We start from the raw sequence: 24,047 nt of genomic DNA, 5'->3' as shown, positions 1-24,047 counted from the left end.
AGTTTTGGCGGTACAAATGTTTTAGTTTTTAAGGATGATGTTTAAATCTATACTTGCGCTCATGGTAATGTTTTTGCATTTGCAGCCTCAAGAGGCTATGCAGGGCGATATTGCTGATGAATTGGCGATGAACTTTAAGCAGGGCAACTCGAAAGAAATTGCCAAAAGGTTTGCCACGTCCATAGAACTCATCATCATTGATCAGGAAGATGTCTATAATAGAGCACAGGCCGAGCAGATCCTGAAAGATTTTTTTCTGAAAAACCCTCCCAATAAAGCCAGCATTATTCATAAGCTTAGCAACAATCCAAATTATAGGCTTACTATTTTGTCGTTAACCACTAAAACCGAAAAATTTAGGGTTACGGTTACGATGAAAAAATCATCTAACAGTTTTCAAATCACCGAGTTGAGAATAGAGCCAGAGAGATAGTTCCTGATTGATACGCTTTTTTGCTATTTTTGTGGCAAATCTTAAAACGTTGGATAAGAAACTAACTGATCTATTTATAAAAAATGCCATTGCCGAAGATGTTGGTGACGGTGATCATACCTCATTATCTACCATTGCGCAGGGAACACAGGGCAAAGCCAAGTTAATTGTAAAGGAAGAAGGTATTTTAGCAGGTGTTGAACTAGCCTTGGAAATTTTCAATCAAATAGACAATACTTTAAAAGTAGAGGTTAAATTGCACGATGGCGAAGAAATAAAACCAGGTGATATTGCTTTTACCGTAAGTGGCAGCACGCATTCGATCTTGCTTGCCGAACGATTGGTGCTTAACTGCATGCAGCGTATGAGCGGTATTGCCACCCAAACAAATCGCATCGTAAAACGTTTAGAGGGATACAAAACCAAGGTTTTGGACACCAGAAAAACTACTCCCGGATTGCGGTATTTGGAAAAATGGGCAGTAAGGATTGGCGGCGGCGTAAATCATCGGATTGGATTATATGACATGATTTTGATTAAGGACAACCACGTAGATTATGCCGGCGGGATTAAAAATGCCATTACACAAGCCAACGATTATTTGAAGCGCACGGGTAAAAAACTGCAGATTGAGATAGAAGTAAGAAACCTGGAGGAGCTACAGCAGGTGCTGGCTATCGGTGCGGTAGATCGAATTATGTTAGATAACTTTGAGCCGGCTTTATTGAAACAGGCCATAGCGATGATTGACGGGCGGTTTTTAACGGAAGCTTCAGGTGGAATTGTGGAAGATAATGTCGCTGAATACGCCGCTTGTGGCGTTGATTTTATCTCGATGGGAGCATTAACACATTCGGTAAAAAGTTTGGACTTGAGTTTAAAGGCTTTTTAATGGGTAGAGATCTTGTAAACATTCCAAAAGTATTTTTTTTAGTATCATTGTAGGCAAATGATTTCAATCTATTCCATTTCTGCGCTTATTGCAGCCTATCTTTTAGGGTCAATTCCTACGGCTGTTTGGCTTGGGCAGGCTTTTTACGGTATAGACGTGAGGGAGTACGGAAGTGGCAATGCCGGTGCTACCAACACTTTTAGGGTTTTAGGTAAAAAGCCAGGCATTGTGGTAATGACCATCGATATTTTAAAGGGATTTACCGCTACTAAATTAGCATATCTGATAGGCTTGTCTGTTACTGGGCCTAAATATTCGGCACAATTTGTTAACTACGAGCTGGCCCTGGGCGTAATTGCCGTAATGGGGCATCTTTTCCCAATTTTTGCTGGTTTTAGGGGCGGTAAGGGGGTGGCCACCCTTTTTGGAATGGTGCTGGCTGTAAATCCTTGGGCAGCCTTGCTGTGCGTGAGTGTATTTATTACCGTACTGCTAATTTCAAAGTATGTTTCCTTAAGTTCAATTTGTGCGGGATTTACCTTTCCGTTGGGCACAGTTTTTGTATTCCAATCTACCGTAAAAGCCGAAGTGCTTTATAGTATATGTGTTTGTGTACTGATATTGGTTACACATCAAAAAAATATAGAGCGCTTGCTTAAAGGGAAAGAATCAAAAGTTTATCTTTTTAAGAAAAAACAGGCTTAGCCCAAATTAACAAAACAAAAACAAGCCTTAAACAGTTATGCTTTGGGTAAAAAACAAAACAAAACTGTTGGGGTTACAATGGTATTATCCCCTAGGAAAAAAATAAACAGATGAAAAAAACAATGCTTTTTGGAGTGGCAACGGCATTACTTGCCATCTCATCATGTTCAACGGTTCCTTTAACTGGACGTAGTAGGTTAAGTTTGGTAGACGATAGCCAATTGCAGCAACAAGCGGCCATTGGTTACGCCCAATTGTTGAGCGACCCCCAAACCAAAGTTGTTGCCTCAAATAACGCTAATGCGGCAATGGTAAAACGTGTTGGCCAAAAAATTGCTGCTGCGGTTACCCAATATATGAACCAAAACGGCTATGGAGATCAAATTAAAAACTATAAATGGGAATATAATTTAATTGATAGCAAAGAAATCAATGCGTGGTGTATGCCGGGAGGTAAAATTGCTGTTTATACAGGTATTTTACCTGTAACAAAAGATGAAGCTGGTTTGGCAACCGTGATGGGACACGAAGTGGCCCATGCCATTGCACAGCACTCGGCAGAGAGAGCATCGCAGATGACCGTTGCGCAGGGCTTAGGTGCTGCAGTGGGTGTGGCTACTGCTAATTCCAAATATTCGCAATACATTAATGCGGCCTACGGTATAGGCGGACAGCTAACTATTTTAAGCTACGGAAGAAGCCAGGAATTGGAAGCTGATAAAATGGGTTTGTCCTTTATGGCAATGGCTGGTTATAACCCTACTAATGCAGTTGGTTTTTGGCAAAGAATGGCGCAAGCCAGCTCAGGGTCACAAAAACCACCAGCCTTTTTAAGCACTCACCCCACTGATCAAGCTCGTATAGCACAAATACAGAAAGATTTGCCAGAGGCGATGAAATACTATAAAGGGAAATAGAACGCAAGTATAAGGTACTAAGTTTAAGGTTTAAAGTCTGGATAATTTATAGATCAGGCTTTAAACCTTCTTTCGTTTAGATCATCCAGCACTAACCACTAACAAGTACGCTCATCATTGCCGAAGCTTTCAACAAGCATTCCTCATATTCTTTTTCACTATCTGATTGATGGGTAATTGCGCCGCCCACCTGAAAGGAAAGGTATTTACTGGTCGCGTTATAAAGGATGCTTCTGATGATTACATTGAAATCGAAATCTCCGTTAGGACTAATGTATCCGATAGAGCCCGAATAAACGCCACGCTTGCTTACTTCATATTGGTCAATGAGCTGCATGGCACGTAGTTTTGGTGCGCCTGTCATGGAGCCCATAGGGAAAGTATTTTTAATGGCATCTACAAAATGAACATCGGGCGAAAGCTCGCAACTAATGCTCGAAATCATTTGGTGTACCTGCGGGAAACTATAAATACCAAAAAGTTCCTCAACTTTTACCGTTCCTTTTACGGCGCTTTTGGTGAGGTCATTTCTAACTAGGTCAACAATCATCACATTTTCGGCCCGTTCCTTTTCGCTGTTTCTAAGTGCGGTCTTGATCAGGCTGTCTTCTATAAGGTTTTCGCTTCGTTTAGCAGTGCCTTTAATCGGTTGCGAGGTAAGTTTACGCCCATTTTTCGCTAAAAATCTTTCTGGCGTAGCCGATAAAACAAACTTGTCTCGAATTTTAAGAAAACCAGAAAATGGCGTTGGAGAAATAGCCTTAAGTTTATTGTATACCAGTAAAGGGTCTATTTCAGCGTGGTCATCAAAAAATTCTTGGCAAAAATTCATTTCATAAATATCGCCGCGTTTGATGTGTTGCTTAATGCTCTCTAATTTATCCAAATAAGCTTGTTTGCTCAGTTTGCTGTTGATGTTTAGGTTGATTGGTTGGGGTTGCTCTTTTATTTCCAGCTGAAGGATTTTATCTACAATCGTTTTATCTCCCTTAACTACATTGAGCTGATTTCCATGAATTGCGATAAGATATTGCGGGATGAAAAAGTACAGGTCGGGGAAGTTCAGCAAGTCTGTTTTTGTAGCTTCTAGTGCTTCTATTTCATTTTTTAGATCGTAGCCCAGCATGCCAAACATCCAATCTTGGTGCTCCCCCACAAAAGTTTTTAAGGCAGAAAAAGCTTGGCCTACTTTCGCAGACAATTCGTTCTCTAAGCCAAAAGCGATTAAACAATCGTGCTTGCCGTACTTATCAGGATAATGATGTGAATCTAAATAGCTGCAAACTTCAAAACTGGCTGCGTATTGAAGTGCTTTCTGTTTAAAAACCTGAATTTGGGTAACATTCATCTTTTATATGCTGCAAAGTTAAAAATGTAAATGAAGCATTATTATTATTTTAAATTAATATCTTGGCAAATCAATTATTAAATCGAATTTATGATGAAGAAAATGTTAACGCTCTGTGTTTTGCTAGGTACTGCGTTTGCGGTGAATGCCCAAAATGCTAAAGAAGGCTACCAAGATTTTACCGTGTACAGGACTACCAAGGGCGATGCTGAGCACATTGCAAAAATGAAAAAGCTGCTGCAGCAACAAGAGCAACTTAGCCCTAAACAGGTAACTAATTTGCAGTATCATTTGGGAAGAATGCACGAGGAGATAGGCGATGCTGAAAGTGCACTGGTGTATTATGAACAATCGTTGAAAGGAGAAGCAAACTACACCGTTTTGCGGAGAGCTTTAGGGTTTATCTATTTAGGTAAAACCAAGCCTTTCGTGAAACAAATGAATGAAGCTAGCGCTGCGAAGAACGCTACAGCAAATGCTAATGCCTTTTCAAAATACAAAGAAATGGTTTTAAAGGCACTGCCGCATTTGGAAAAGTACCAAGCTTGTGAACCAGATGAAGAGACATTAACTATCATTACCAACCTGTACAAAAGTATCAAAGATCAACAGTCGATTGCTAGCTTACCTAGTCGGTTGAAAACGATGGAAGGGAGTTGCGTAACCCTTTTGGATGATGAATAAACAAAAAATCCCGTTGCAGTTAGCAGCGGGATTTTTGATAAAATTACTTTTTTATTTTAAAGTAAGTGTTTGTGTTCTATCAGGACCAACAGATAAATATTTGATTGGCACTTCCAATTCTTTTTCCAGGAACTCAATGTACGACTTTAGCTGCGCAGGAATTTGATCCAGTGAAGTAATCTTGGTTAAATCAGTTTTCCAGCCTTCTATTGCTTTCAGCACAGGTTTTGGTTGTACGGTAATGATGTCATACGGCATATAATCGATGGTTTTGCCATCGTGCTCGTAATGTGTACAAGCATAAATAGTATCAAATCCGTCTAGTACGTCAGCCTTCATCATGATCAATTCGGTTACCCCGTTTAGCATAATGGCATATTTCAATGCAGGGATATCAATCCAGCCGCAACGACGGGCTCTCCCAGTAGTTGCACCAAACTCATGACCCACTGCACGTAAAGTTTCGCCTGTTTCGTCAAATAACTCGGTAGGGAAGGGGCCACCTCCAACTCTGGTACAGTAAGCTTTAAAAATCCCGTAAACATCCCCAACTTTATTAGGGGCAATACCCAAACCAGTGCAAGCGCCGGCAGTAGTAGTGTTTGACGAGGTTACAAAAGGATATGAGCCAAAATCAACATCTAACAAAGTGCCTTGAGCACCTTCAGCCAATACTTTCTTGCCCTCCTTTAAGTAGCCATTTACGAAATGTTCACTATCTACATGCGGAATAGACTTGATGAATTCAATAGCCTCAAAAAAGGCTGCTTCTTTTTCTGTCAAATTGTACTCAAACTCGTAATGAGAAAGAATTTCTTTGTGTTTTTGTACTAGCTTCTCGTATCTTTCTTTGAAATCAGGAAGTGTAGTGTCGCCCACACGGATACCATTACGGCCAGTTTTGTCCATATAGGTAGGGCCAATGCCCTTTAAGGTAGATCCAATTTTACCAGCGCCCATTTTTTGCTCATTAGCGGCATCCAATAATTGGTGGGTAGGTAAAATTAAATGGGCCTTGCGTGCAAGTACTAACTTTCCAGCACCTACTGGATCGTGCCCAGCGGCTTTTAGGTTATCTAATTCTCTTTTTAAAATGATTGGGTCAATTACTACGCCATTACCGATAAGGTTCATGGTTTTTTCATTGAATATCCCAGAAGGGATCGTGTTCAGAACAAATTTTTTGCCGTCAAATTCTAGCGTATGCCCTGCGTTTGGTCCGCCCTGAAAACGGGCAATTAAATCATATTGAGGGCTAAGAACGTCAACAATTTTTCCTTTACCTTCATCGCCCCACTGCAGGCCTAGTAGTACGTCTACTTGCGTCATTATTTTAAATTAAGAGAATAAGATTGGTTATATGTGATTAATTAGTATGTGCTTTGTTTTTGATGGTAGCAGCAGCACTGCAATCGAAACATACTCCATAAAGATTTAAAGAGTGGTGTTTGATGTCGAATTTCAGCAAGTCGCCAACCATACTTTGGATCTGGCCAATACGAGGATCGCAAAATTCAACCACTTTACCACAATCAATACAGATGACGTGGTCATGTTGGTGGTAGCCGTATGATTTTTCAAACTGGGCCATATTTTTACCAAATTGATGTTTGGTTACCAAATCACATGAAACCAATAACTCCAAAGTGTTGTAAACTGTTGCTCTACTTACTCGGTATTTTTGGTTCTTCATGTGGATATAAAGGGTTTCCACATCAAAATGGTCGTCTCTGGAATAGATTTCTTCTAAGATTGCGAAACGCTCAGGGGTTTTTCTTAAGTTTTTATTTTCGAGATAGGCTTCGAAAATCTTTCTTACCAACTCGCTTGTGTTCTGTTCAGACATAGTTTTTAAACTCCAATCAAAGGTAACTATTTGATTTCACAGATTAAACGATTTGAGGGATTTATGTTGATAAATTACGTTATTGTTAAATTGTTTTGACGAAAGACTTGAAATGATTAATTATTAATGGTGCATGATTAATGCTTGAAAAGCATCGGGTAAACTTATCTGTCATTAACAATCAATCATTTATCATTAACCATTATTTAGGCATCAAACCTGGTTACTCCAGTAACGCCTTTTACTTCCAACAAGTTTTTAATGAGGTTGTCCAAATGCTCTTTATCATTCACAAATACCTTGATCGAACCGTCAAAAATACCATCATTAGTATCTACCGTGATCGAGCGCATATTTACCTTAAAATCGTTAGAAATTACTTTTGTGATATTATTGATCAGGCCTACGTCATCAATGCCTACAATGTGTAATCCCGTTAGGAAAGTTAATTCATGCTGACGATTCCATTTGGCCTTCACCACCCGATAGCCATAATTGGCCATTAACTGCGCTGCATTCGGACAATTGGTTCGGTGTATTTTAATGCCTTCGTTAACGGTAACAAACCCAAAAACGTCATCACCCGGAATAGGATTGCAGCAGGCAGCCAAGGTGTAGTCAATTTTTTGGAGGTCTTCACCAATGAGGAGTATATCAGATTCTGGGCCTTTTACCTTTTTAAGTAGAGCATCTATACGTTCATTATCGCTAACTTTCTCAGTGCCTCTGTTCTCAATTTCTTTTTCGCTGGCTACGTATTCCCTCAAATCTTTCAGCTCTATTTTGCCCATTGCCACCGCGATAAACAAATCTTGAGTAGACTGCAGCTTGAAAAAATAGCTGATCTTGTTGAGGTTGTCGGTATTGTAGGTGATTTTAAGAGATTTCAGCTTGCGTTCCAACAATTCCTTTCCTTCTTCGGCAATTTTGCGTTTTTCCTCTTTGAGCGATGACTTTATTTTCGACTTGGCTTTTGCCGTAACTACAATGTTCAGCCAATCTTCTTTAGGTGTTTGTTTGCTCGAAGTGATGATTTCTACTTGATCGCCATTTTGCAGTTTATAGGAAAGTGGCACCAATTTGTGGTTAACTTTAGCGCCAATACATTTAGCGCCAATATCGGTGTGGATTTCAAACGCAAAGTCTAAAGCGGTAGCGCCAAGTGGAAGTTGTAGCAAAGCCCCTTTTGGCGTGAAAATGAAGATCTCATCCGAGAAAAGGTTCATTTTAAAATCATCCAAGAAATCCAAGGCGTTGGATTCGGGATTGCTCAGCATTTCCCTAACTTTCTGTATCCATTGGTCAAGGCCGTTATCGTTGGTGCTCTCTTTGTATTTCCAGTGTGCAGCAAAACCTTTCTCGGCAATCTCATTCATCCGTTGGGTACGTATTTGTACCTCAACCCATTGGCCCTTTGGCCCCATTACAGTGGTATGCAAAGATTCGTAGCCATTACCTTTTGGTGAGGAAACCCAGTCCCGCAACCGGTCAGGATTGGGACGATATAAATCGGTTACGATGGAATAAGCTTTCCAACAATCGGCTTTTTCACTTTCCGGTGGACTATCCAAAATAATCCTGATGGCAAAAAGATCATAAACTTCTTCAAAAGGAATATTCTTTTTCTTCATCTTATTCCATATCGAATGAATAGATTTTGGACGGCCATATACATTAGCAATAAGCCCTTGTTCTGCCAAGATATCATTGATAGGTTCAACAAAGGCCTTAATGAATGCGTTTCGTTCGGCTTTTTTCTCGTTAAGTTGGGTTGCAATGTATTTATACGTATCTGGCTCCAAATATTTCATGGACAAATCTTCCAGTTCAGATTTGATGGCGTAAAGACCTAAGCGATGCGCAAGTGGTGCGTACAGGTAAATGGTTTCCGAGGCAATTTTCAATTGCTTGTGGCGGGGCATGAAATCCATGGTGCGCATGTTGTGCAACCTGTCTGCTAATTTGATCAAAATCACCCTTACATCGTCTGCAAGCGTGAGCAACATTTTCCTGAAATTTTCCGCCTGTAGGGAGCTGTTGGTGTCAAAAACACCCGATATTTTGGTTAGTCCATCAATAATTTTGGCTGTTTTTTTGCCAAACTCACGTTCAATATCTTCTAAAGTGATGTCGGTATCCTCCACCACGTCATGCAAAAGCGCACAAACAATAGATGTGGTGCCCAGTCCAATCTCTTCGGCAGCAATTTGGGCCACAGCAATCGGATGGTATATGTAAGGCTCGCCAGACTTGCGGCGCATGTCTTTATGGCTCTCCAGGGCCATGTCAAAAGCCTTGCGTATTTCTTTTTTATCGCCCCTTTGAAGTGTTGATTTACAGGCACGTAGCAACGCCCTGTACCTTTTCAGTATTTCCTTTTTCTCAGCTTCTAGATCTATCACTAATGCGTTCTTCATTTGTACTTTCTAGGTAAAATTATAATGAATTTAAACTATAAAATGCTATATTGGGTTGTAGTTAAAGCGAATAACTGAAAATAGCCTTAACTTTGAACAGGCATAAATTTATGAAATTTTATCGTTTTTTTGCTCTTTCAATTGTCATCATTGCTGGTTTTGGCGCTAAAGCTCAAGACAGCACGGCAAATGCTATTTGGCCTAAGTTAGGCAAAAACGATACCATTAGGGTGGCCGCTACCAATGACGGAGGATATATGATCCCTTGGATTGGGTTGAAAGAAGTGGTGATTGTTGGACAGCGGATTTGGAAATCGCCTCAGGATCAGGCCGCTTATAACAGATTACGGTATAATGTGCTGAAAGTAATGCCTTATGCAATTTTTGCCAAACGAAGGTACGAAAAACTGGAAAGAGATCTGGCCGTTGTTGCCGATCAAAAGGAACAGAAACGTTTGGTTAAAGAATGCGACAATGAAATAAAAAAAATGTTTAATACCGAAATAAAGGAATTAACCATTACCCAGGGACAAATATTAACTAAATTAATTGATAGAGAGGTAGGACGAACCACGTATGATATTGTGAAGCAGACAAAGGGTAAATTTGCGGCTTTTTCGTACCAACTGGTGGCAAGGGTGGTAGGGCACAACTTAAAAAGCACCTACAGTGTGCAAGAAGATAGAGATATCGAATCCATTATCAGAGGCTCCGGCTACTATCAGTAAGTTTGAGAAAATGAATTTAAAACCAACAGTGTATCCATTTAAGGCCCGTCTTATTAATGGAACAGAAAAAAACTTGGCCGATTACAGCGGTAAAGTATTGTTGATTGTGAACACGGCATCTGGCTGTGGTTTCACGCCCCAATTAAAAGATCTACAGCAAATCAGAGAAGAATTTTCCGATCAGGATTTTGAAATATTAGGTTTCCCTTCTAATGATTTTGGAAAACAGGAACCTTTAGATGGAACGGCGATCAACGATTTTTGCCAAGTGAATTACGGCGTGCAGTTCCCCATGTTTGATAAAATTATGGTGAGAGGAAAAGAGGCGCATCCTTTGTTTAAATTTCTGGCCGATAAAAAATTGAACGGAAACCTGACTTCTACACCGCGTTGGAACTTTCATAAATATCTGGTCAACAAAAGAGGCGAAGTGGTAGAATATTTTTATCCTTTTACCAAGCCTACTTCCTCTAAAGTGAAGAAAAAAATTCAGCGTCTTTTAAACGAGCAATGAGAAAATGATAGCATCATTGAGTGATAGAATTATAGATTTCATTCACTCATTCGAAACTTACTCATTCAAAATTAATCATATGAAATTAGATTTATTGGTCTTAGCCGTTCACCCCGATGATGCAGAGTTAGGTTGTTCAGGAACCATTATTAAACATATTGCGCAAGGAAAAAAAGTTGGTATTGTTGATTTTACGCAGGGCGAATTAGGAACGCGGGGAACAATTGAAACCAGGGCTGCCGAAGCAGAAGCATCTTCTAAGATTATGGGCTTGCATGCTCGCGAAAACATCAAAATTAGGGACGGCTTCTTTAAAAATGACGAACCACATCAGCTGGAGGTGGTAAAAATGATACGTAAATACCAGCCTGAAATTATCCTCACCAATGCACTATATGATCGTCATCCCGATCATGGAAGGGCTTCGGAGCTGGCTAAAGACGCCATTTTCCTTTCAGGCCTTAGAAAAGTGCAAACTAATTTGGAAGGTAATGCACAACAACCTTGGAGACCTCGCTTGGTTTTGCAATATATTCAGGACACCTATATTAAACCCGATATAATTGTGGATATCTCCGCACAAATGGAGCAAAAGATTGAGGCAATTAAAGCCTTTAAAACCCAGTTTGATAGCCCTGATGAAAGCGAGCCACAAACCTATATCTCTACCCCGGCATTTTTGCAATCAGTAATAGCTAGAGCTAGGGAAATGGGTAAAAATATTGGCGCTGAGTATGGTGAAGGGTTCACTTCTAGAAAACTTTTAGGGGTAGATAATCTGTTCCATTTACGATAGGAATATGCTCTAAAGCCAACAATTTTGGCCATTTCTTGTTTTAAGTTTAGTAAATTATGCCATCTATTTATGGCTTTTAACTTTTCTACTTTAAACTTTAAAACATGGCCAACCTATTTTCCGCTTTAAAAAATGCCTATCAACTTTTCAAAAGCGTAGATTTTCAAAAACTAGATGCACTTTCCAAAAAAGTTGACCTGCCCAAAATGGTGGAAACCATTTCTAATCTCGACGATAAGCAACTTCAAGGGATGATGAAAATGATGGGCAGCAATTCTCGTAAAAAGGAATTGCCTCCAATTGAAGGGGATTTTTATCAATTGGGCGAAGAAGCCCTTAACGAAGAAGACAGGGCGCTGCAATTGAAAGTGCGTACTTTTCTGGAAAAAGAAGTAAAGCCTATTGTTAATCATTACTGGAATAGGGCAGAGTTTCCTTTCGAAATCATTCCTAAACTTGCCGAACTTAATATTTGTGGTTTAACTTATAAAGGCTATGGCTGTCCAGGAAAATCTAATTTGATGGAAGGTATTTTAGCGATGGAAATGGCCCGTATAGATACCTCGCTATCTACCTTTTTTGGAGTCCAAAGTGGCTTGGCTATGGGGTCGATCTATATCTGCGGATCTGAAGAGCAAAAGCGGCAATGGCTACCTTTAATGCAAAAATTCGAAGTAATTGGGGCCTTTGGTTTAACAGAGCCGGAAATAGGCTCAGCGGCAGCGGGCGGATTAACCACTACCTGTAAAAAAGTTGGTGAGGAATGGGTGTTGAACGGTCAGAAAAAATGGATAGGGAACGCAACATTCGCCGATATTTTGATTATATGGGCACGTGATGAAGATAGCGGTGACGTTAAGGGATTTATTGTTAAAAAGGACAACCCTGGGTTTGCCGTTGAAAAAATGGAAAATAAAATGGCCCTTAGAATTGTTCAGAATGGTTTGATTACCCTAACCAATTGTAAAATTCCGGAGAACGATCGTCTACAAAATGCAAATTCATTTAAAGATACGGCCAAGGTTCTACAAATGACCAGGGCAGGAGTAGCATGGCAGGCAGTGGGGTGCGCCCGTGGTGCTTATGAAAATGCGCTCGATTATACCCGAAACCGCAAACAGTTTGGTAAGCCAATCGCTTCTTTTCAATTGATCCAAAACCATTTGGTCGAAATGCTGTCGAACTTAACGGCGATGCAAACACTTTGTTTTCGCTTATCACAGTTGCAGGACCAAGGTTTGCTTAAAGATGAACATGCCTCTTTGGCCAAAGTGTTTTGCTCCCTTCGTACCAGGGACGTGGTTAGCAAAGCAAGGGAAGTAATGGGCGGCAATGGAATTTTGTTGGAATATAACGTAGCTCGTTTTGTAGCTGATGCCGAGGCTATTTATTCTTACGAGGGTACCAAGGAAATCAATACCTTGATTGTGGGTAGAGCGATTACAGGTTTTTCTGCCTTTGTTTAAACCTCTTTAGACTTACGAAGTTAACTTTAATCAATTTGTTGTTTTCAATGACGAAGTTGGGGGCTTCGCCGTTTCGAAACTTCGTAAGTCTGGTGGTGAAAATAGTCATGTCGTTGTTAGCTTGCAGCGTGCTTCGATACTTCGGGGAAGCCATCTCATTTGGCATTTTATAAAGTTATGAGGGGTAGGAGGAGGGATTTATTAGTGCTTGCTTCGTCGTACTCCTCGCAAAGACGCAACTATTTTCGTCATTGCGAGCTTGCGAAGCAATCTTTAAGATAGTTCAAAAAACTCAATTATTTAAACGGCCATTTGACCAGCCCAACATTTCCCATGGCACTTTTTTCGTACAGTGCAAAGCAATTTTGATTGAAATTGGCATCAAAATTAACACCACCTGGATAGAGTTTGGCAGGCACCGCTGTACCTTCTAAAAAATAGTAAACTTTGGTGTTGCCGTATTTAGTGTGTGGCATTAAATCGCCATATTGTTGTAATTGGGCAGTTGCGGTATCTTTTACGGTAACCGCATAAATACGTTGTACGGGGCCTGTATTGTTTTCATTTCGATAACTGGCTATTTCTTTAAATCCACCTTTCAGGTCTTTAATGCCTGATTGTGTGAAAGTATCTTTAAGCATCCAGCCAACAAGGAAAATAACTAAAACTGCAATAAAAAACTTAGTGCCAACTTTTTTCATGTCCCGAAATTAGCTCAAATAGAAACTTGTTTTGTTATTGGGAAGTCAGGAAAAGCAAAAGGCTATCTAATCTCCTAAATAGCCTTTTGTTTTTTATGGTTAAATCGTTGGCAATATTTTCCGCATTACTTCCATTCCCTCATCGATATGTTGTTTTTCGATGCATAGGGCTGGCCTAAAACGAATGGTTTGGTTGCCACAACCTAAAAACATGACATTGTTGGCCATGCCTTTTTCGATGAACTTGTTGCGCATTTCTTTTTCCGGGAAATCGAAAGAGCACAATAAACCTCGGCCACGCACATTGCTTATTTTTTCGTGCTCGTTGGCAAGTGCCTGAAGTTGTTCCTGTAAATATTGGCCCACTTTTGCTGCATTTTCGCATAGCTGATCTTCCTCAACAATACTCAGGATTTGCGTAGCACGTACCATGTCTACTAGGTTTCCGCCCCAGGTAGAATTGATGCGGGAAGGTACATTGAAAACATTTCCTTCCACTTCGTCAACTTTGCTGCCCACCAAAATACCACAGATTTGCATTTTCTTTCCAAAGGCAACAATATCTGGTCTGGCTTTTTCGCTAAAATGTTGGTGACACCAGAATTTTCCAGTTAAACCCACGCCGGTTTGCACTTCGTCGTAAATTAAAAAAGCTTCATTTTCATCAGCCAGTTGGCGAAGTTGGATTAAAAATTCTTCTCTGATATGGTTATCTCCACCTTCCGATTGGATTGGTTCAATAATAATGGCACAAATGTCATCCTTATTTTCAGCGAAAGCTTGTTTGATTTGAGCAATAGAGGCCGCTTCGGTTTCTTGGGCAACGCTTAAGTTATCGCCACTTAGTGGGAATTTAACTTGTGGAGTGCTTACTCTAGGCCAATCAAATTTGGCAAACCATTTGGTTTTATCTGGTAAGGTATTGGTTAAGCTTAAGGTATAACCACTGCGGCCGTGAAAAGCTTTTTCAAAGTGGAGTACTTTAAAGCCTTTTTCTTGCTGATAACCCTTTTTGAAGTTTTTCTGCACTTTCCAATCCATGGCTACTTTAAGCGCATTCTCTATGGCTAATGCTCCACCGGCGATAAAAAAAGCATGGGGCAGATAATCTGGGATACCTACTCGAGAGAAAGTTTTTACAAATTCGGCGTATTGCTGGGTATAAACATCCGAATTGGAGGGGTTGGCTAGCGCAGCCAATAATAAATTATGCTTAAATACCTCATCATTTACCATTTTTGGGTGATTGTAGCCCAAAGGAACAGAAGCAAAACAGGTAAAGAAATCTAACAACTTGCGGTCGTATTTCGAATCGTAGATATAGGCGCCGTTACTTTTTTCCATATCATAGGTAAGATCGTAACCATCGGCTAGAATATGCTTTTTAAGAGTTTGTTGAACCTCACTAGGGGCGACACTTAGTTTATACATAAATTTAAGTTTTGGTATAGCTCAAATTTAAATAAATGTGCTAAACTATCAAATTTAGGCGGTTTTTGAACTCAGAGTTCAAAAACTAGGTTTAAAACGTTTAAAGTTGGTTTTTGTCTGAAACTTCCACAATAATCAAAAAATGTGGAAAAAATATTTTGAGGAGATTTAGCCAAATTCATCAATTTTCCCTAAAATTCCGAAGAGCCCGCCCGTATGTAGCATTAAAATCTTTGCCTCTTTTTTGATGATTCCTTTTGCAATGAGATCAAATATGGCGTAGCACATTTTTCCGGTATAAATTGGGTCTAACAAAATGCCCGTGCTACCGGTGAAATCTTTAATGAAAGTAATTAGTTCAGGTGTTGTTTTGGCGTAGCCGCCGAAATGATAATCGAAATGTAGGCGTAGTTTGGAGAGGTCGTTTACATAATTTGCAATTTCTGCCTTCATAAAATCGCCACCCTTCAATACCGGGATTACATGAAGTTCCGTTGGCAATTGCTGCTTGTTGATACCTTCTAGCAATCCTGCGGCAGTGGTGCCAGTACCGGCGGCACAAAATATATAATCAAAATTCTCTTTCAGCTCATCAATAATTTCGGCGCAACCTCTTGTGGCTTCTTTGCTCGCCCCTCCCTCATCAATAAAATAGGTATCGTTATTACCCGAATAATGCTGTTCAAATAGCGCCTTTTTGTTTTTGTAACTTTTCCTGTCGACGAAGTGAAGCTGCATACCAAAAAGTTTGCACAAGGAGAGCACGGGGTTGTTTACTTCTTCGCCCCTAACAAAAGCGGTTGTTCGTAAGTGATTTTTTGCAGCAGCAGCGGCCGTAGCGAGCAGATGATTGGAGTAGGTTCCCCCAAAAGTAATGAGATGGTTTTTGTGTTTTTGAGCAGCATCTTGTAGGATATACTTCAACTTGCGCCATTTATTGCCAGAAACAAAAGGATCGATCAAATCATCTCGTTTAACGAAAAGAGATTTCCCTCTAAAGGAAACTTGATGTATAGGACTGGGCAATAGCATAAATAAAAAAAGCTTCCCCAAAGAGAAGCTTTTTTATGCTTTTTTAAAAATTTAGTTGCCTATTCCAAAACCAATACCAGCATTTGCGTAGCTATATTTTGCTTGGGTATATGAACCATATAACCTAAAGAAGGCCAATTGAAGCTGAAAACCTAAAGAAGCTTTCATGCCGCTAACGTCAGTTCTTTTAATTTCAAAAGGGTTGGTATAGGTTTGGCTAGGGTCCGTATCATCAAAACTGTAAGTTCCCAAAGCCCTGATATGGGTGTTTGACTTGTTATAGCCAACACTTAAAAAAGGAGTAAAAACGGTTATTTTTTTTGAAATGATCGCATCAATACTAACACCTTTTAATTTTACGTCGATATTTTGGTTTGGATTAGGATTTTGCCCTACTTCTAACGGGATATTCCACTTTAATTGAGTGTAACCAAAAGCTACCGCTAAGTCAAAAGGAAGTATTTTTCCGGTTTTTCCCAAAACTAAAGGTAGTACCTCTACTTTAGCGCCAACACCAAAAAGATCAACTTTACCAAAATCGCTCAAGTCGATGGTTGGGCTATAACGTAGGGATACATCGATATTTTTCGGAAGACCTACCGTAAGTTGTACCTGAGGGGCCGGTACTAGGCCAACGCCAATACCCTCAGGCAAATTAAATTGCTTGGAAGGATCATTGCCAACCTGCATTCTTGTTCCATCTTGCTCTGGACCAGCAATTGTTGGAGTGTTTACATTTGATCCCCCTACAGGAGCCATGCTAGTAAGGCCCAATTTAGTTACGTCAAATGTTTTGTCCTTTGAAGGAACAAAAGCTCCAGAAGCGGTAATTCTTAAGTCAAAGCGTAAGAAGTTTTTTGCTTTGGCCGAACTGTACCACATGGAGTTTAATCCTAAACCAAATCCGGTTGTTGCAGGTAAAAGGTAGGCGCCGGCTAATTTTCCGGCATCAGCAGGGGTTCCTTTAAATACACCCCCAACTTCGTCTTGCGCCATCAAATTAAATGGCAATAAAAAAGCGCTAAGAACAATAGTGTTTCTTAGCGCTCGAAATGTTTTTTCCATGTTTATTTGTTTGATATTCAGACACGAAAATATATTTTTCTAATTAAATATGGAAAAAAATTCATTACAATCTTAAGGTTTTGAGTAAAGCTTTTCATACGCACCACTTAAATTCTCCACCTACACTACAATAAATAAGCCAATTTGTTTTTAAATAATGTCATTTCGATAATTTATTTTTGCAGCATGGAAAATTTCGCAATAGGACAAGAGGAAGAGGAACAGGATTTATTTGAACATTTTAATATTGTAGTTGATAAAGGACAGTCGCTATTGCGAATTGACAAGTTTTTGATGCACCGTATTGAAAACGCTTCGAGAAATAGGATCCAAAATGCCATTGATGCTGGAAATGTTTTGGTGAATAAACAAATTATTAAGGCCAGCTATAAAGTGAAGCCTTTGGATGAGATTTCCATTGTTTATGCACATCCACCACGTGATACCGAGGTTTATCCAGAAAATATCCCTTTGGATATTGTTTATGAAGATGATGACTTGTTGATTGTGAACAAGCCTGCTGGCATGGTAGTGCATCCGGGTTATAATAATTATACAGGTACCTTGGTTAATGCCTTGGCTTATCACTTTGAACAATTGCCCACTTTACCTGGTAATGATGGTAGACCTGGCTTGGTACATCGTATCGATAAAGACACCTCAGGTCTGTTGTTGATCAGTAAAAACGAAATCACCATGACTAAATTGGCGAAACAGTTTTTTGACCACAGCATTACGCGTAAATACATTGCTTTGGCTTGGGGAGATATTGAAAATGATGGCAGAATAGAAGGGTATATTGGCCGTAGCTTGAAAAATCGGATCATTCAGGATGTTTATGATGATGAAGATAAAGGCAAATGGTCGGTAACCAACTACGAGGTATTGGAGCGTTTAAACTACGTAACTTTAGTGAGCTGCCAATTGGAAACGGGCCGTACGCATCAGATCAGGGCACACATGAAACATATAGGCCATCCACTTTTTAACGATGCCACCTATGGCGGGGATAAGATATTAAAGGGTACAACGTTTTCTAAGTACAAGCAATTTGTAAACAACTGTTTTGAACTGATGCCCAGACAGGCACTTCATGCAAAAACCTTAGGCTTTATTCACCCAACCACCCAAAAATATATGGAGTTTGAAGCTCCTTTGCCGGCAGATTTTGATGCGGTTTTAAACAAATGGCGTAATTATATTATCCTACCCCAATCCTAGATGTCGCAATATATTTTATTTAACGACCAATTTTTTCAGCGTGATGCCCCAATTTTAGCGGGGCAAAACAGAGGTTTTAAATTTGGAGATGGTTTGTTCGAATCCATGCGCATGTGCAACGGAAAACTGAGATTTCCAGAACTTCACGTGGATAGGCTTCACGCTGGAATGAAGGCGCTAAAAATGGATGGTTACAACTTGCTGGATGAATATTTCCTAAAGCAAAAAGCGGCCGAACTGGCAAAAAAAAATAAAATAAAAGGTAATGCCCGTTTCCGGTTAACCATATATCGTAACGGCGAGGGGCTTTATACGCCACAAAGTAACAAAGTGGGCTACCTATTGGAAGTTTCGGAGCTCAGCAGTGCTGAATATGAGCTAAATAGTAAAGGATTGATTGTTGATGTTTATGATGAAATCCCTAAACCCATCAATAAATTATCCAATTATAAAACCACCAATGCCCTGCTTTATGTCATGGCTGGGCTATATCAAAAACAACATCGCTTGGACGAGGCCTTGCTGCTCAACCAAAATGGTTTTTTATGTGAAAGCACCAGTTCTAATGTTTTTATAGTGTACCAGCACCAAATTTACACGCCCGCACTATCCGAGGGGTGTGTTGGTGGTGTAATGAGAAATGTGGTGATGCAATTGGCCAAACAAAATCAATTGCCATTAACAGAAGCCCAGATCAATCCCCAAATATTGAACGAAGCCGAAGAGGTTTTTGTAACCAATGCTATTGGCGGTATCCGATGGGTAATGGGGTACGGAAGAAAACGTTATTTCAATGAAGTAGCCAAAGCCCTAAGTGCTAAATTAAACGCACTATAGATTTGCTGTGTCAATAACAATTTACCATATCATTTAATAGAAACCGTACCTCAAACCAAACAGTTTGAACATTTTCTTATACGGAAAGGTTTTCGAATAAAATTTTTGTAATTTAGGTTACACACACAAATGTAAATCGATATGAAAAAATTACTCATGATCGCCATGGCATGCTATGCCCTGAACGCCCGTTCGCAAACGGACGAATCCAGAAACTTTGTTTACCTCTATTCCGATTCTGTAATTCACGCAGAGCGAATTAGGCTACGACCTGATTTTGTAGGCTCGTGGGTGCTGCGGGCCGATTCCAGACGAGTCCCGCTTGAGCAGGTAAAGTTCTTTAACAATGAAGATGGTTTCTTTGCCAATACCCGAAGGACCACAATTTTCGGGTCTAACTCTTTTTCGGAGAGGATTATTAAAGGAAAAATTAACCTTTTTCAGGAAGTAGCTTATGATCCCGTGCCCTTTGAAGACTATTACCGATTTAGAGACAGGACCCCTCGGGCAGTTTCAACACAGATGTATTACAATAAAGGCTTTTCAGACATTAAAAAAGTAAGCTACGCCCAGTTAAAAATGGATATGGCCGACAACCCCAGAAGTCTTGATTTTTTGGAAAGTTATCGGAAAGGCAGGCAATTTGGAACGGTTTTGTACGTAACAGCGGGAGTAGCAATCTTAGCAAGTTTGGTTAACTTTTTTAGTGAAGGCAATAAAGGAGTAGATCATAGTCCTTTTCCTTCAGGTGGTATAAATACTTCGGGCAAAAGCTATACAGCAAGTTTTTTGTTAATGGGGATAAGTGGTGGCTTGGCTGTGGGAGGTTATCTAAAGCAAGCCGCTGCCAACAGGCAAATAGAAATGGCAATAGATACTTACAATAGAAACTAGGCCATTAACCAAAAGGAGCCAAAAATACTTGGCTCCTTTTATTTTTTGCATCATTAAAGCCTAACTCCTCTTAAAAATTCATCTATTGACATTCTTTTTTTGCCCTCTAGTTGTACCTCAAGTAATTTGATGTAGCCATTGTTGCTTGCAAACTTCAGAAAAGTTTTTCCGTCTGTCTCAAAATCTCCGGCCGCTATTTTGGGGAAAGTTTCTTCCTTTGCCGCTTGGAATATTTTCAGTGTTTTATCATTTAAGAAAGTAAATGCAGTGGGGTAGGGACTCAGTCCCCTGATGTGGTTAAACACCATTTGGTTGTCTTGATGCCAGTTCACCTCGCAAAAATCCTTGAAAATTTTTGGCGCCATTTTTAGCACTTTGTCCATAGGCTGAGGTATCTCCTGGTAGTTGCCACTTTCAATGGCCTTAACGGTTTTCACGATCAATCTGGCTCCAATGTTCATTAGCTTATCATGTAAGGTTCCTGCGGTGTCATCTTCTGTAATAGGAGTACTTTCAGAAAATATGACATCGCCCGTATCTATCTCTTGTTTCAAGAAGAACGTGGTTACGCCGCTTTCTTTCTCGCCGTTGATAATGGCATGGTTGATAGGAGCGGCACCGCGGTATTGAGGCAATAAGGATCCGTGTAAGTTGATGGTGCCCTTGGCGGGCATGTTCCAAACTATTTCTGGGAGCATTCTAAACGCCACTACCACCTGGAGGTCGGCGTTTAATGCTTTTAATTCTTCAATAAATGCCGGATCTTTCAGTTTTAGTGGCTGAAGTACTTTTAATCCGTGTTGAACGGCATATTTTTTAACGGCACTCTCGCTTAACTTTTGACCACGCCCGGCAGGTTTATCCGCTGCCGTAACCACGCCTACAATATCAAAGCCTGCATTTTTCAGGGCGTCTAAAGAGGCCACTGCAAAATCGGGCGTGCCCATAAAAACTATTTTCATGCTTGTGTTTAATTATTGGATGATAGAATTTTGAATGATTGAATAAGAGGAGGGCCAAATTATTGCATGCTCCAATTAGCTCATTATCAAATTAAAATTTCATTGCTCGGTCTAATTCCCGTTTGCTCTCTCTCTCCTTAATCGAGTCGCGTTTGTCAAACTCCTTTTTACCTTGGGCAAGCGCTATTTCTATCTTGGCAAAGCCACGTTCATTAATGAAAATTCGTAACGGAACAATGGTAAAGCCCTTCTCTTCGCCTTTTAACCTCAATTTTCTCAGCTCCTTTTTTTGTAGCAGCAGTACGCGGTCCCGCTTAATATCATGGTGATAGAAAGAGCTGTGGCTATATTCAGAAATATGAAGATTGCGTATATAAAGGTTATTGCTGATAAACATGCAAAAGGCATCGGTCAGATTAGCCTTTCCCTGTCTGATTGATTTGATTTCGGTGCCGAGCAAAGCAATGCCCGCCACGTATTTATCTAAAATGTGGTAATCAAAAAATGCTCGCTTATTTTTTATCTGTATATCGTTAGGCATAGCTGCAAATATCAACAATTGTAGGCTATAAGTAACAGCATCTTTTAATATTTGTTTTAATGCAATATTGTTGCGTTTTAAAATACTCTTTTATATTTGCAATTATGTTGCGTTTAATAAGTGTTTTTAGATTTTTTTAATTTTATTATGTTGTTTTTCTAAACTAATTTTTAGATTTGTCTAAAATTATATTTTTGTGTAGCTAATAAGTTTTCAAAATGAAGAATATTTTACTTTTTCTTACTCTTTTATTGTTGTTTTTAAATGCTGATGCGCAGGATATTGTATTGAAAGGAAAAGTGGAAAGCAATGGTTCGCCTGTGGTAAAGGCCAGTTTACGTATTCTGGAATTACAGCGCTCTTCACAAACGGATGCCGAAGGGAATTTTGGTTTTGTAGCCCTCAATCCTGGCAAATATCAGATCAGGATATCTGCTTTAGGCTATCAAACGCAGGTAAATACGATCCAGTTATTGGCTGACACTGTTTTGCATTTCGATTTGGTAGAGCGAAAGGAAAACTTGCGGGAAGTAGTGGTTACAGGAACACAAAAGGAGGTCAATCGTTTGGAAAGCCCTGTGCCCGTAGAGATTTATACTACCAAGTTTTTTCAGAAAAATCCTACCCCCAGTATTTTTGATGCCTTGCAGAATATCAATGGCGTTCGCCCCCAGCTTAACTGCAATATCTGTAACACTGGCGATATCCACATTAATGGCCTGGAGGGGCCGTACACCATGGTCATGATTGATGGCATGCCCATTGTGAGCAGCTTATCTACGGTGTATGGCCTATCGGGGATTCCCAACTCACTGGTAGAAAGGATAGAGATTGTAAAGGGCCCTGCGTCATCCCTTTATGGCAGTGAAGCGGTGGGTGGATTGATCAATATCATTACAAAAGATGTTGGGAAGGCCGCAAAGTTTACTGCCGATTTAATGACTACCAGCTACCTGGAGCATAATATTGATTTGGGTTTTAAAGCCCGTTTGTCTCCTAAAGTGAGCTTTTTAACTGGCGTGAATTATTTTAAATATGGAAATAAGGTTGATGATAACCATGATGGTTTTACGGATGTGACCCTACAAGATAGGATTTCGGTTTTTCAGAAATGGAATTTCAATAGACGGGAAAACAGGTTATTTTCTTTAGCGGGAAGGTATTTATATGAAGATAGATGGGGTGGAGAGATGAATTGGACAAAGCAGTACAGGGGTGGCGGTGAAGTATATGGCGAGAGTATTTATACCAAACGTTTTGAACTGCTGGGGAATTACCAACTGCCATTAAAGGAAAAAATGTTTTTAGCCTTCTCGTTAACGAGCCACAATCAGGATAGTAGATATGGGGAGACATCTTACATTGCCAAGCAGCATATTGCATTTTCGCAGCTTACTTGGGATAAAAAAATAGGCAACCACGATTTGCTTTTTGGTACAGCTTTCCGTTATACCTATTACGATGACAATACACCGGCAACGCTTATGGCAAATCAGAACAATCCTGAAAAGGTGTACTTGCCCGGAGTTTTTGCGCAGGACGAAATTAAGTTGAGCCAAAAGCATTCCGTTTTACTGGGCATGCGCTATGATTATCACTCCACACATGGGAATATATTTACGCCACGGTTTGCCTATAAAATCAATTTTGATGAAAGCAGTATCCTGAGGTTAAATGCGGGAACGGGATTTAGGGTAGTGAATATTTTTACGGAAGATCATGCCGCTTTAACTGGCGCTAGGGAAGTAGTGATAGAAGAAAATTTGAAACCTGAGAAGAGCTACAACGTGAACCTTAATTATCTTAAAAAGATGCACGATTTAAGCGGAAACACTTTCACTCTTGACGTCTCCGCTTTTTACACCCATTTCAGCAATCGTATTGTGGCCGATTATGAAACGAATACCAATCAGATTAGGTATAATAACCTTACGGGTTATGCCGTAAGCAAGGGCCTAACTGGGAATTTTGATGTCACGTTGAACTTTGGACTTAAATTGAATGCAGGTATTACACTGCAAGATGTTGGTTTGGTAGAGGACGGAAATAAGACCCAGCAAATGCTTACCGAAAAATGGATGGGCACCTGGTCGGTTTCGTATTTGATTAATTCATTGAATTTGGGGATTGATTACACCGGAAATATCTACGGTCCTATGCGTTTGCCTTTGTTGGGCAGTTTAGATCCACGTCAACCTTATTCGCCTGTGTGGAGCTTGCAGAATATCCAATTGGTGTATCGCGGCTTTAAAAATCTGGAAATTTATGGTGGGGTAAAAAACCTGCTCAATTTTAAACCAACTAAAAATAATCCTTTTATTATTGCCCGTAGCAATGATCCTTTTGATAGGCAAGTACAGTTTGATCCGAACGGAAATGCCATAGCTACTGCAAATAATCCTTACGGGCTAACTTTTGATCCGAGCTATGTGTATGCGCCTAATCAGGGGATAAGAGGTTTCTTTGGTTTGAGATATACTTTGAGATAGGTTCCAATATAGATGACGTAGGTCTTCTAGACTATAAAACGGCGGGCTGAAGAGAGTAAGGTCATCAACTTTTTCAATCTTAATTGGGCGCACTGACAAGATAGATAAGGTTGATGGCTTTACTTTTT

General features: G+C 40.0%; 23 protein-coding genes. 13 read left to right on the top strand and 10 right to left on the bottom strand.

What is annotated here, in order from left to right; genetic code table 11:
- Nucleotides 1-61 precede the first annotated feature (61 nt).
- The 4 genes from DUT71_RS11535 (at nucleotide 62) to DUT71_RS11520 (ending at nucleotide 2,947) form a co-directional block, all read left to right on the top strand.
- On the top strand, nucleotides 62-433 hold the full coding sequence (locus tag DUT71_RS11535) for a DUF4783 domain-containing protein (protein WP_240186911.1): 372 nt from the start codon (nucleotides 62-64) through the stop codon (nucleotides 431-433).
- Between the two features lie 49 nt (nucleotides 434-482).
- The gene (gene nadC / locus DUT71_RS11530) at nucleotides 483-1,325 is read left to right on the top strand and encodes a carboxylating nicotinate-nucleotide diphosphorylase (protein WP_113662685.1); all 843 of its coding nucleotides are present in this window, start codon (nucleotides 483-485) and stop codon (nucleotides 1,323-1,325) included.
- Between the two features lie 57 nt (nucleotides 1,326-1,382).
- A complete protein-coding gene (gene plsY, locus DUT71_RS11525; protein ID WP_113662684.1) occupies nucleotides 1,383-2,030 on the top strand; it encodes a glycerol-3-phosphate 1-O-acyltransferase PlsY in 648 nt (215 codons plus the stop codon).
- A 110-nt stretch (nucleotides 2,031-2,140) separates the two neighbouring features.
- Entirely contained in the window at nucleotides 2,141-2,947 is an 807-nt protein-coding gene (locus tag DUT71_RS11520) for a M48 family metallopeptidase (protein ID WP_113662683.1), read from the top strand.
- A 91-nt stretch (nucleotides 2,948-3,038) separates the two neighbouring features.
- On the opposite strand, the gene DUT71_RS11515 is transcribed toward DUT71_RS11520, so the two are convergent.
- Nucleotides 3,039-4,295 carry an anthranilate synthase component I family protein gene (locus tag DUT71_RS11515; protein WP_113662682.1) on the bottom strand — a complete coding sequence of 419 codons (1,257 nt, stop codon included), beginning with the start codon at nucleotides 4,293-4,295 and terminating at the stop codon, nucleotides 3,039-3,041.
- A 90-nt stretch (nucleotides 4,296-4,385) separates the two neighbouring features.
- Between DUT71_RS11515 and DUT71_RS11510 the strand changes: the two genes are divergently transcribed.
- Nucleotides 4,386-4,979, top strand: coding sequence for a tetratricopeptide repeat protein (locus DUT71_RS11510; RefSeq protein WP_162796031.1), 594 nt, complete (start codon nucleotides 4,386-4,388; stop codon nucleotides 4,977-4,979).
- A gap of 51 nt (nucleotides 4,980-5,030) precedes the next feature.
- Here DUT71_RS11510 and DUT71_RS11505 read toward each other — a convergent pair whose 3' ends face one another.
- The 3 genes from DUT71_RS11505 to DUT71_RS11495 form a co-directional block, all read right to left on the bottom strand.
- Nucleotides 5,031-6,308, bottom strand: a complete 1,278-nt coding sequence (locus tag DUT71_RS11505) for an adenylosuccinate synthase (RefSeq protein ID WP_113662680.1) — start codon at nucleotides 6,306-6,308, stop codon at nucleotides 5,031-5,033.
- 37 nt (nucleotides 6,309-6,345) lie between these two features.
- Nucleotides 6,346-6,825, bottom strand: a complete 480-nt coding sequence (locus DUT71_RS11500) for a Fur family transcriptional regulator (protein ID WP_113662679.1) — start codon at nucleotides 6,823-6,825, stop codon at nucleotides 6,346-6,348.
- Between the two features lie 206 nt (nucleotides 6,826-7,031).
- Nucleotides 7,032-9,242: a RelA/SpoT family protein gene (locus tag DUT71_RS11495; RefSeq protein ID WP_113662678.1), complete on the bottom strand. Its 2,211-nt coding sequence runs from the start codon at nucleotides 9,240-9,242 to the stop codon at nucleotides 7,032-7,034.
- Nucleotides 9,243-9,352: 110 nt separating this feature from the next.
- Between DUT71_RS11495 and DUT71_RS11490 the strand changes: the two genes are divergently transcribed.
- The 4 genes from DUT71_RS11490 (at nucleotide 9,353) to DUT71_RS11475 (ending at nucleotide 12,746) form a co-directional block, all read left to right on the top strand.
- The gene (locus tag DUT71_RS11490; RefSeq protein ID WP_113662677.1) at nucleotides 9,353-9,970 is read left to right on the top strand and encodes a DUF4294 domain-containing protein; all 618 of its coding nucleotides are present in this window, start codon (nucleotides 9,353-9,355) and stop codon (nucleotides 9,968-9,970) included.
- Nucleotides 9,971-9,980: 10 nt separating this feature from the next.
- Nucleotides 9,981-10,484: a glutathione peroxidase gene (locus DUT71_RS11485; RefSeq protein WP_113662676.1), complete on the top strand. Its 504-nt coding sequence runs from the start codon at nucleotides 9,981-9,983 to the stop codon at nucleotides 10,482-10,484.
- 79 nt (nucleotides 10,485-10,563) lie between these two features.
- The gene (gene bshB1 / locus DUT71_RS11480) at nucleotides 10,564-11,280 is read left to right on the top strand and encodes a bacillithiol biosynthesis deacetylase BshB1 (RefSeq protein WP_113662675.1); all 717 of its coding nucleotides are present in this window, start codon (nucleotides 10,564-10,566) and stop codon (nucleotides 11,278-11,280) included.
- Between the two features lie 104 nt (nucleotides 11,281-11,384).
- Complete coding sequence (locus tag DUT71_RS11475) at nucleotides 11,385-12,746, top strand: acyl-CoA dehydrogenase family protein (RefSeq protein ID WP_113662674.1); 1,362 nt, start codon at nucleotides 11,385-11,387, stop codon at nucleotides 12,744-12,746.
- Nucleotides 12,747-13,042: 296 nt separating this feature from the next.
- On the opposite strand, the gene DUT71_RS11465 is transcribed toward DUT71_RS11475, so the two are convergent.
- The 4 genes from DUT71_RS11465 to DUT71_RS11450 form a co-directional block, all read right to left on the bottom strand.
- Entirely contained in the window at nucleotides 13,043-13,447 is a 405-nt protein-coding gene (locus DUT71_RS11465; protein ID WP_113662672.1) for a hypothetical protein, read from the bottom strand.
- Between the two features lie 99 nt (nucleotides 13,448-13,546).
- Nucleotides 13,547-14,878, bottom strand: coding sequence for an L-lysine 6-transaminase (gene lat / locus DUT71_RS11460; RefSeq protein WP_113662671.1), 1,332 nt, complete (start codon nucleotides 14,876-14,878; stop codon nucleotides 13,547-13,549).
- A 168-nt stretch (nucleotides 14,879-15,046) separates the two neighbouring features.
- Nucleotides 15,047-15,910: a 1-aminocyclopropane-1-carboxylate deaminase/D-cysteine desulfhydrase gene (locus tag DUT71_RS11455; protein WP_113662670.1), complete on the bottom strand. Its 864-nt coding sequence runs from the start codon at nucleotides 15,908-15,910 to the stop codon at nucleotides 15,047-15,049.
- A gap of 51 nt (nucleotides 15,911-15,961) precedes the next feature.
- The gene (locus DUT71_RS11450; protein WP_113662669.1) at nucleotides 15,962-16,975 is read right to left on the bottom strand and encodes a DUF6588 family protein; all 1,014 of its coding nucleotides are present in this window, start codon (nucleotides 16,973-16,975) and stop codon (nucleotides 15,962-15,964) included.
- Nucleotides 16,976-17,161: 186 nt separating this feature from the next.
- Here DUT71_RS11450 and DUT71_RS11445 point away from each other — a divergent pair, with 186 nt between their 5' ends.
- The 3 genes from DUT71_RS11445 to DUT71_RS11435 all read left to right on the top strand — a co-directional run bounded on the left by DUT71_RS11445 (nucleotide 17,162) and on the right by DUT71_RS11435 (nucleotide 19,927).
- Nucleotides 17,162-18,196: an RluA family pseudouridine synthase gene (locus DUT71_RS11445; RefSeq protein ID WP_113662668.1), complete on the top strand. Its 1,035-nt coding sequence runs from the start codon at nucleotides 17,162-17,164 to the stop codon at nucleotides 18,194-18,196.
- Nucleotides 18,197-19,033 (top strand): aminotransferase class IV, encoded by an 837-nt coding sequence (locus tag DUT71_RS11440; protein ID WP_113662667.1) that lies wholly within the window; start codon nucleotides 18,197-18,199, stop codon nucleotides 19,031-19,033. It begins immediately after the preceding gene.
- 141 nt (nucleotides 19,034-19,174) lie between these two features.
- Nucleotides 19,175-19,927, top strand: a complete 753-nt coding sequence (locus DUT71_RS11435; RefSeq protein WP_113662666.1) for a hypothetical protein — start codon at nucleotides 19,175-19,177, stop codon at nucleotides 19,925-19,927.
- A gap of 53 nt (nucleotides 19,928-19,980) precedes the next feature.
- Here the strand turns inward: DUT71_RS11435 and fmt are convergent, their stop codons facing one another.
- Together fmt and smpB are read right to left on the bottom strand one after the other, a co-directional pair.
- A complete protein-coding gene (fmt, locus tag DUT71_RS11430; RefSeq protein WP_113662665.1) occupies nucleotides 19,981-20,889 on the bottom strand; it encodes a methionyl-tRNA formyltransferase in 909 nt (302 codons plus the stop codon).
- Nucleotides 20,890-20,980: 91 nt separating this feature from the next.
- Nucleotides 20,981-21,430: an SsrA-binding protein SmpB gene (gene smpB / locus DUT71_RS11425; RefSeq protein WP_113662664.1), complete on the bottom strand. Its 450-nt coding sequence runs from the start codon at nucleotides 21,428-21,430 to the stop codon at nucleotides 20,981-20,983.
- Between the two features lie 218 nt (nucleotides 21,431-21,648).
- On the opposite strand from smpB, the gene DUT71_RS11420 reads away from it, so the two are divergent.
- Nucleotides 21,649-23,919 (top strand): TonB-dependent receptor, encoded by a 2,271-nt coding sequence (locus DUT71_RS11420; RefSeq protein ID WP_113662663.1) that lies wholly within the window; start codon nucleotides 21,649-21,651, stop codon nucleotides 23,917-23,919.
- Nucleotides 23,920-24,047 lie beyond the last annotated feature (128 nt).

The sequence above is a fragment of the Pedobacter nanyangensis genome (assembly GCF_003313505.1).
Taxonomy (GTDB): Bacteria; Bacteroidota; Bacteroidia; order Sphingobacteriales; family Sphingobacteriaceae; genus Pedobacter; species Pedobacter nanyangensis.
The sequence above is the reverse complement of the archived record's forward strand: the minus strand, read 5'-3'. Positions and strand labels throughout refer to the sequence as shown.

What these genes read in the sequence shown, in the direction of transcription:
- DUT71_RS11535 (WP_240186911.1), top strand. Translation starts at nt 62, where the DNA reads ATGGTAATGTTTTTGCATTTGCAGCCTCAAGAGGCTATGCAGGGCGAT.
- plsY (WP_113662684.1), top strand. Translation starts at nt 1,383, where the DNA reads ATGATTTCAATCTATTCCATTTCTGCGCTTATTGCAGCCTATCTTTTA.
- DUT71_RS11520 (WP_113662683.1), top strand. Translation starts at nt 2,141, where the DNA reads ATGAAAAAAACAATGCTTTTTGGAGTGGCAACGGCATTACTTGCCATC.
- DUT71_RS11515 (WP_113662682.1), bottom strand. Translation starts at nt 4,295, where the DNA reads ATGAATGTTACCCAAATTCAGGTTTTTAAACAGAAAGCACTTCAATAC.
- DUT71_RS11510 (WP_162796031.1), top strand. Translation starts at nt 4,386, where the DNA reads ATGATGAAGAAAATGTTAACGCTCTGTGTTTTGCTAGGTACTGCGTTT.
- DUT71_RS11505 (WP_113662680.1), bottom strand. Translation starts at nt 6,308, where the DNA reads ATGACGCAAGTAGACGTACTACTAGGCCTGCAGTGGGGCGATGAAGGT.
- DUT71_RS11500 (WP_113662679.1), bottom strand. Translation starts at nt 6,825, where the DNA reads ATGTCTGAACAGAACACAAGCGAGTTGGTAAGAAAGATTTTCGAAGCC.
- DUT71_RS11495 (WP_113662678.1), bottom strand. Translation starts at nt 9,242, where the DNA reads ATGAAGAACGCATTAGTGATAGATCTAGAAGCTGAGAAAAAGGAAATA.
- DUT71_RS11490 (WP_113662677.1), top strand. Translation starts at nt 9,353, where the DNA reads ATGAAATTTTATCGTTTTTTTGCTCTTTCAATTGTCATCATTGCTGGT.
- DUT71_RS11485 (WP_113662676.1), top strand. Translation starts at nt 9,981, where the DNA reads ATGAATTTAAAACCAACAGTGTATCCATTTAAGGCCCGTCTTATTAAT.
- bshB1 (WP_113662675.1), top strand. Translation starts at nt 10,564, where the DNA reads ATGAAATTAGATTTATTGGTCTTAGCCGTTCACCCCGATGATGCAGAG.
- DUT71_RS11475 (WP_113662674.1), top strand. Translation starts at nt 11,385, where the DNA reads ATGGCCAACCTATTTTCCGCTTTAAAAAATGCCTATCAACTTTTCAAA.
- DUT71_RS11465 (WP_113662672.1), bottom strand. Translation starts at nt 13,447, where the DNA reads ATGAAAAAAGTTGGCACTAAGTTTTTTATTGCAGTTTTAGTTATTTTC.
- lat (WP_113662671.1), bottom strand. Translation starts at nt 14,878, where the DNA reads ATGTATAAACTAAGTGTCGCCCCTAGTGAGGTTCAACAAACTCTTAAA.
- DUT71_RS11455 (WP_113662670.1), bottom strand. Translation starts at nt 15,910, where the DNA reads ATGCTATTGCCCAGTCCTATACATCAAGTTTCCTTTAGAGGGAAATCT.
- DUT71_RS11450 (WP_113662669.1), bottom strand. Translation starts at nt 16,975, where the DNA reads ATGGAAAAAACATTTCGAGCGCTAAGAAACACTATTGTTCTTAGCGCT.
- DUT71_RS11445 (WP_113662668.1), top strand. Translation starts at nt 17,162, where the DNA reads ATGGAAAATTTCGCAATAGGACAAGAGGAAGAGGAACAGGATTTATTT.
- DUT71_RS11440 (WP_113662667.1), top strand. Translation starts at nt 18,197, where the DNA reads ATGTCGCAATATATTTTATTTAACGACCAATTTTTTCAGCGTGATGCC.
- DUT71_RS11435 (WP_113662666.1), top strand. Translation starts at nt 19,175, where the DNA reads ATGAAAAAATTACTCATGATCGCCATGGCATGCTATGCCCTGAACGCC.
- fmt (WP_113662665.1), bottom strand. Translation starts at nt 20,889, where the DNA reads ATGAAAATAGTTTTTATGGGCACGCCCGATTTTGCAGTGGCCTCTTTA.
- smpB (WP_113662664.1), bottom strand. Translation starts at nt 21,430, where the DNA reads ATGCCTAACGATATACAGATAAAAAATAAGCGAGCATTTTTTGATTAC.
- DUT71_RS11420 (WP_113662663.1), top strand. Translation starts at nt 21,649, where the DNA reads ATGAAGAATATTTTACTTTTTCTTACTCTTTTATTGTTGTTTTTAAAT.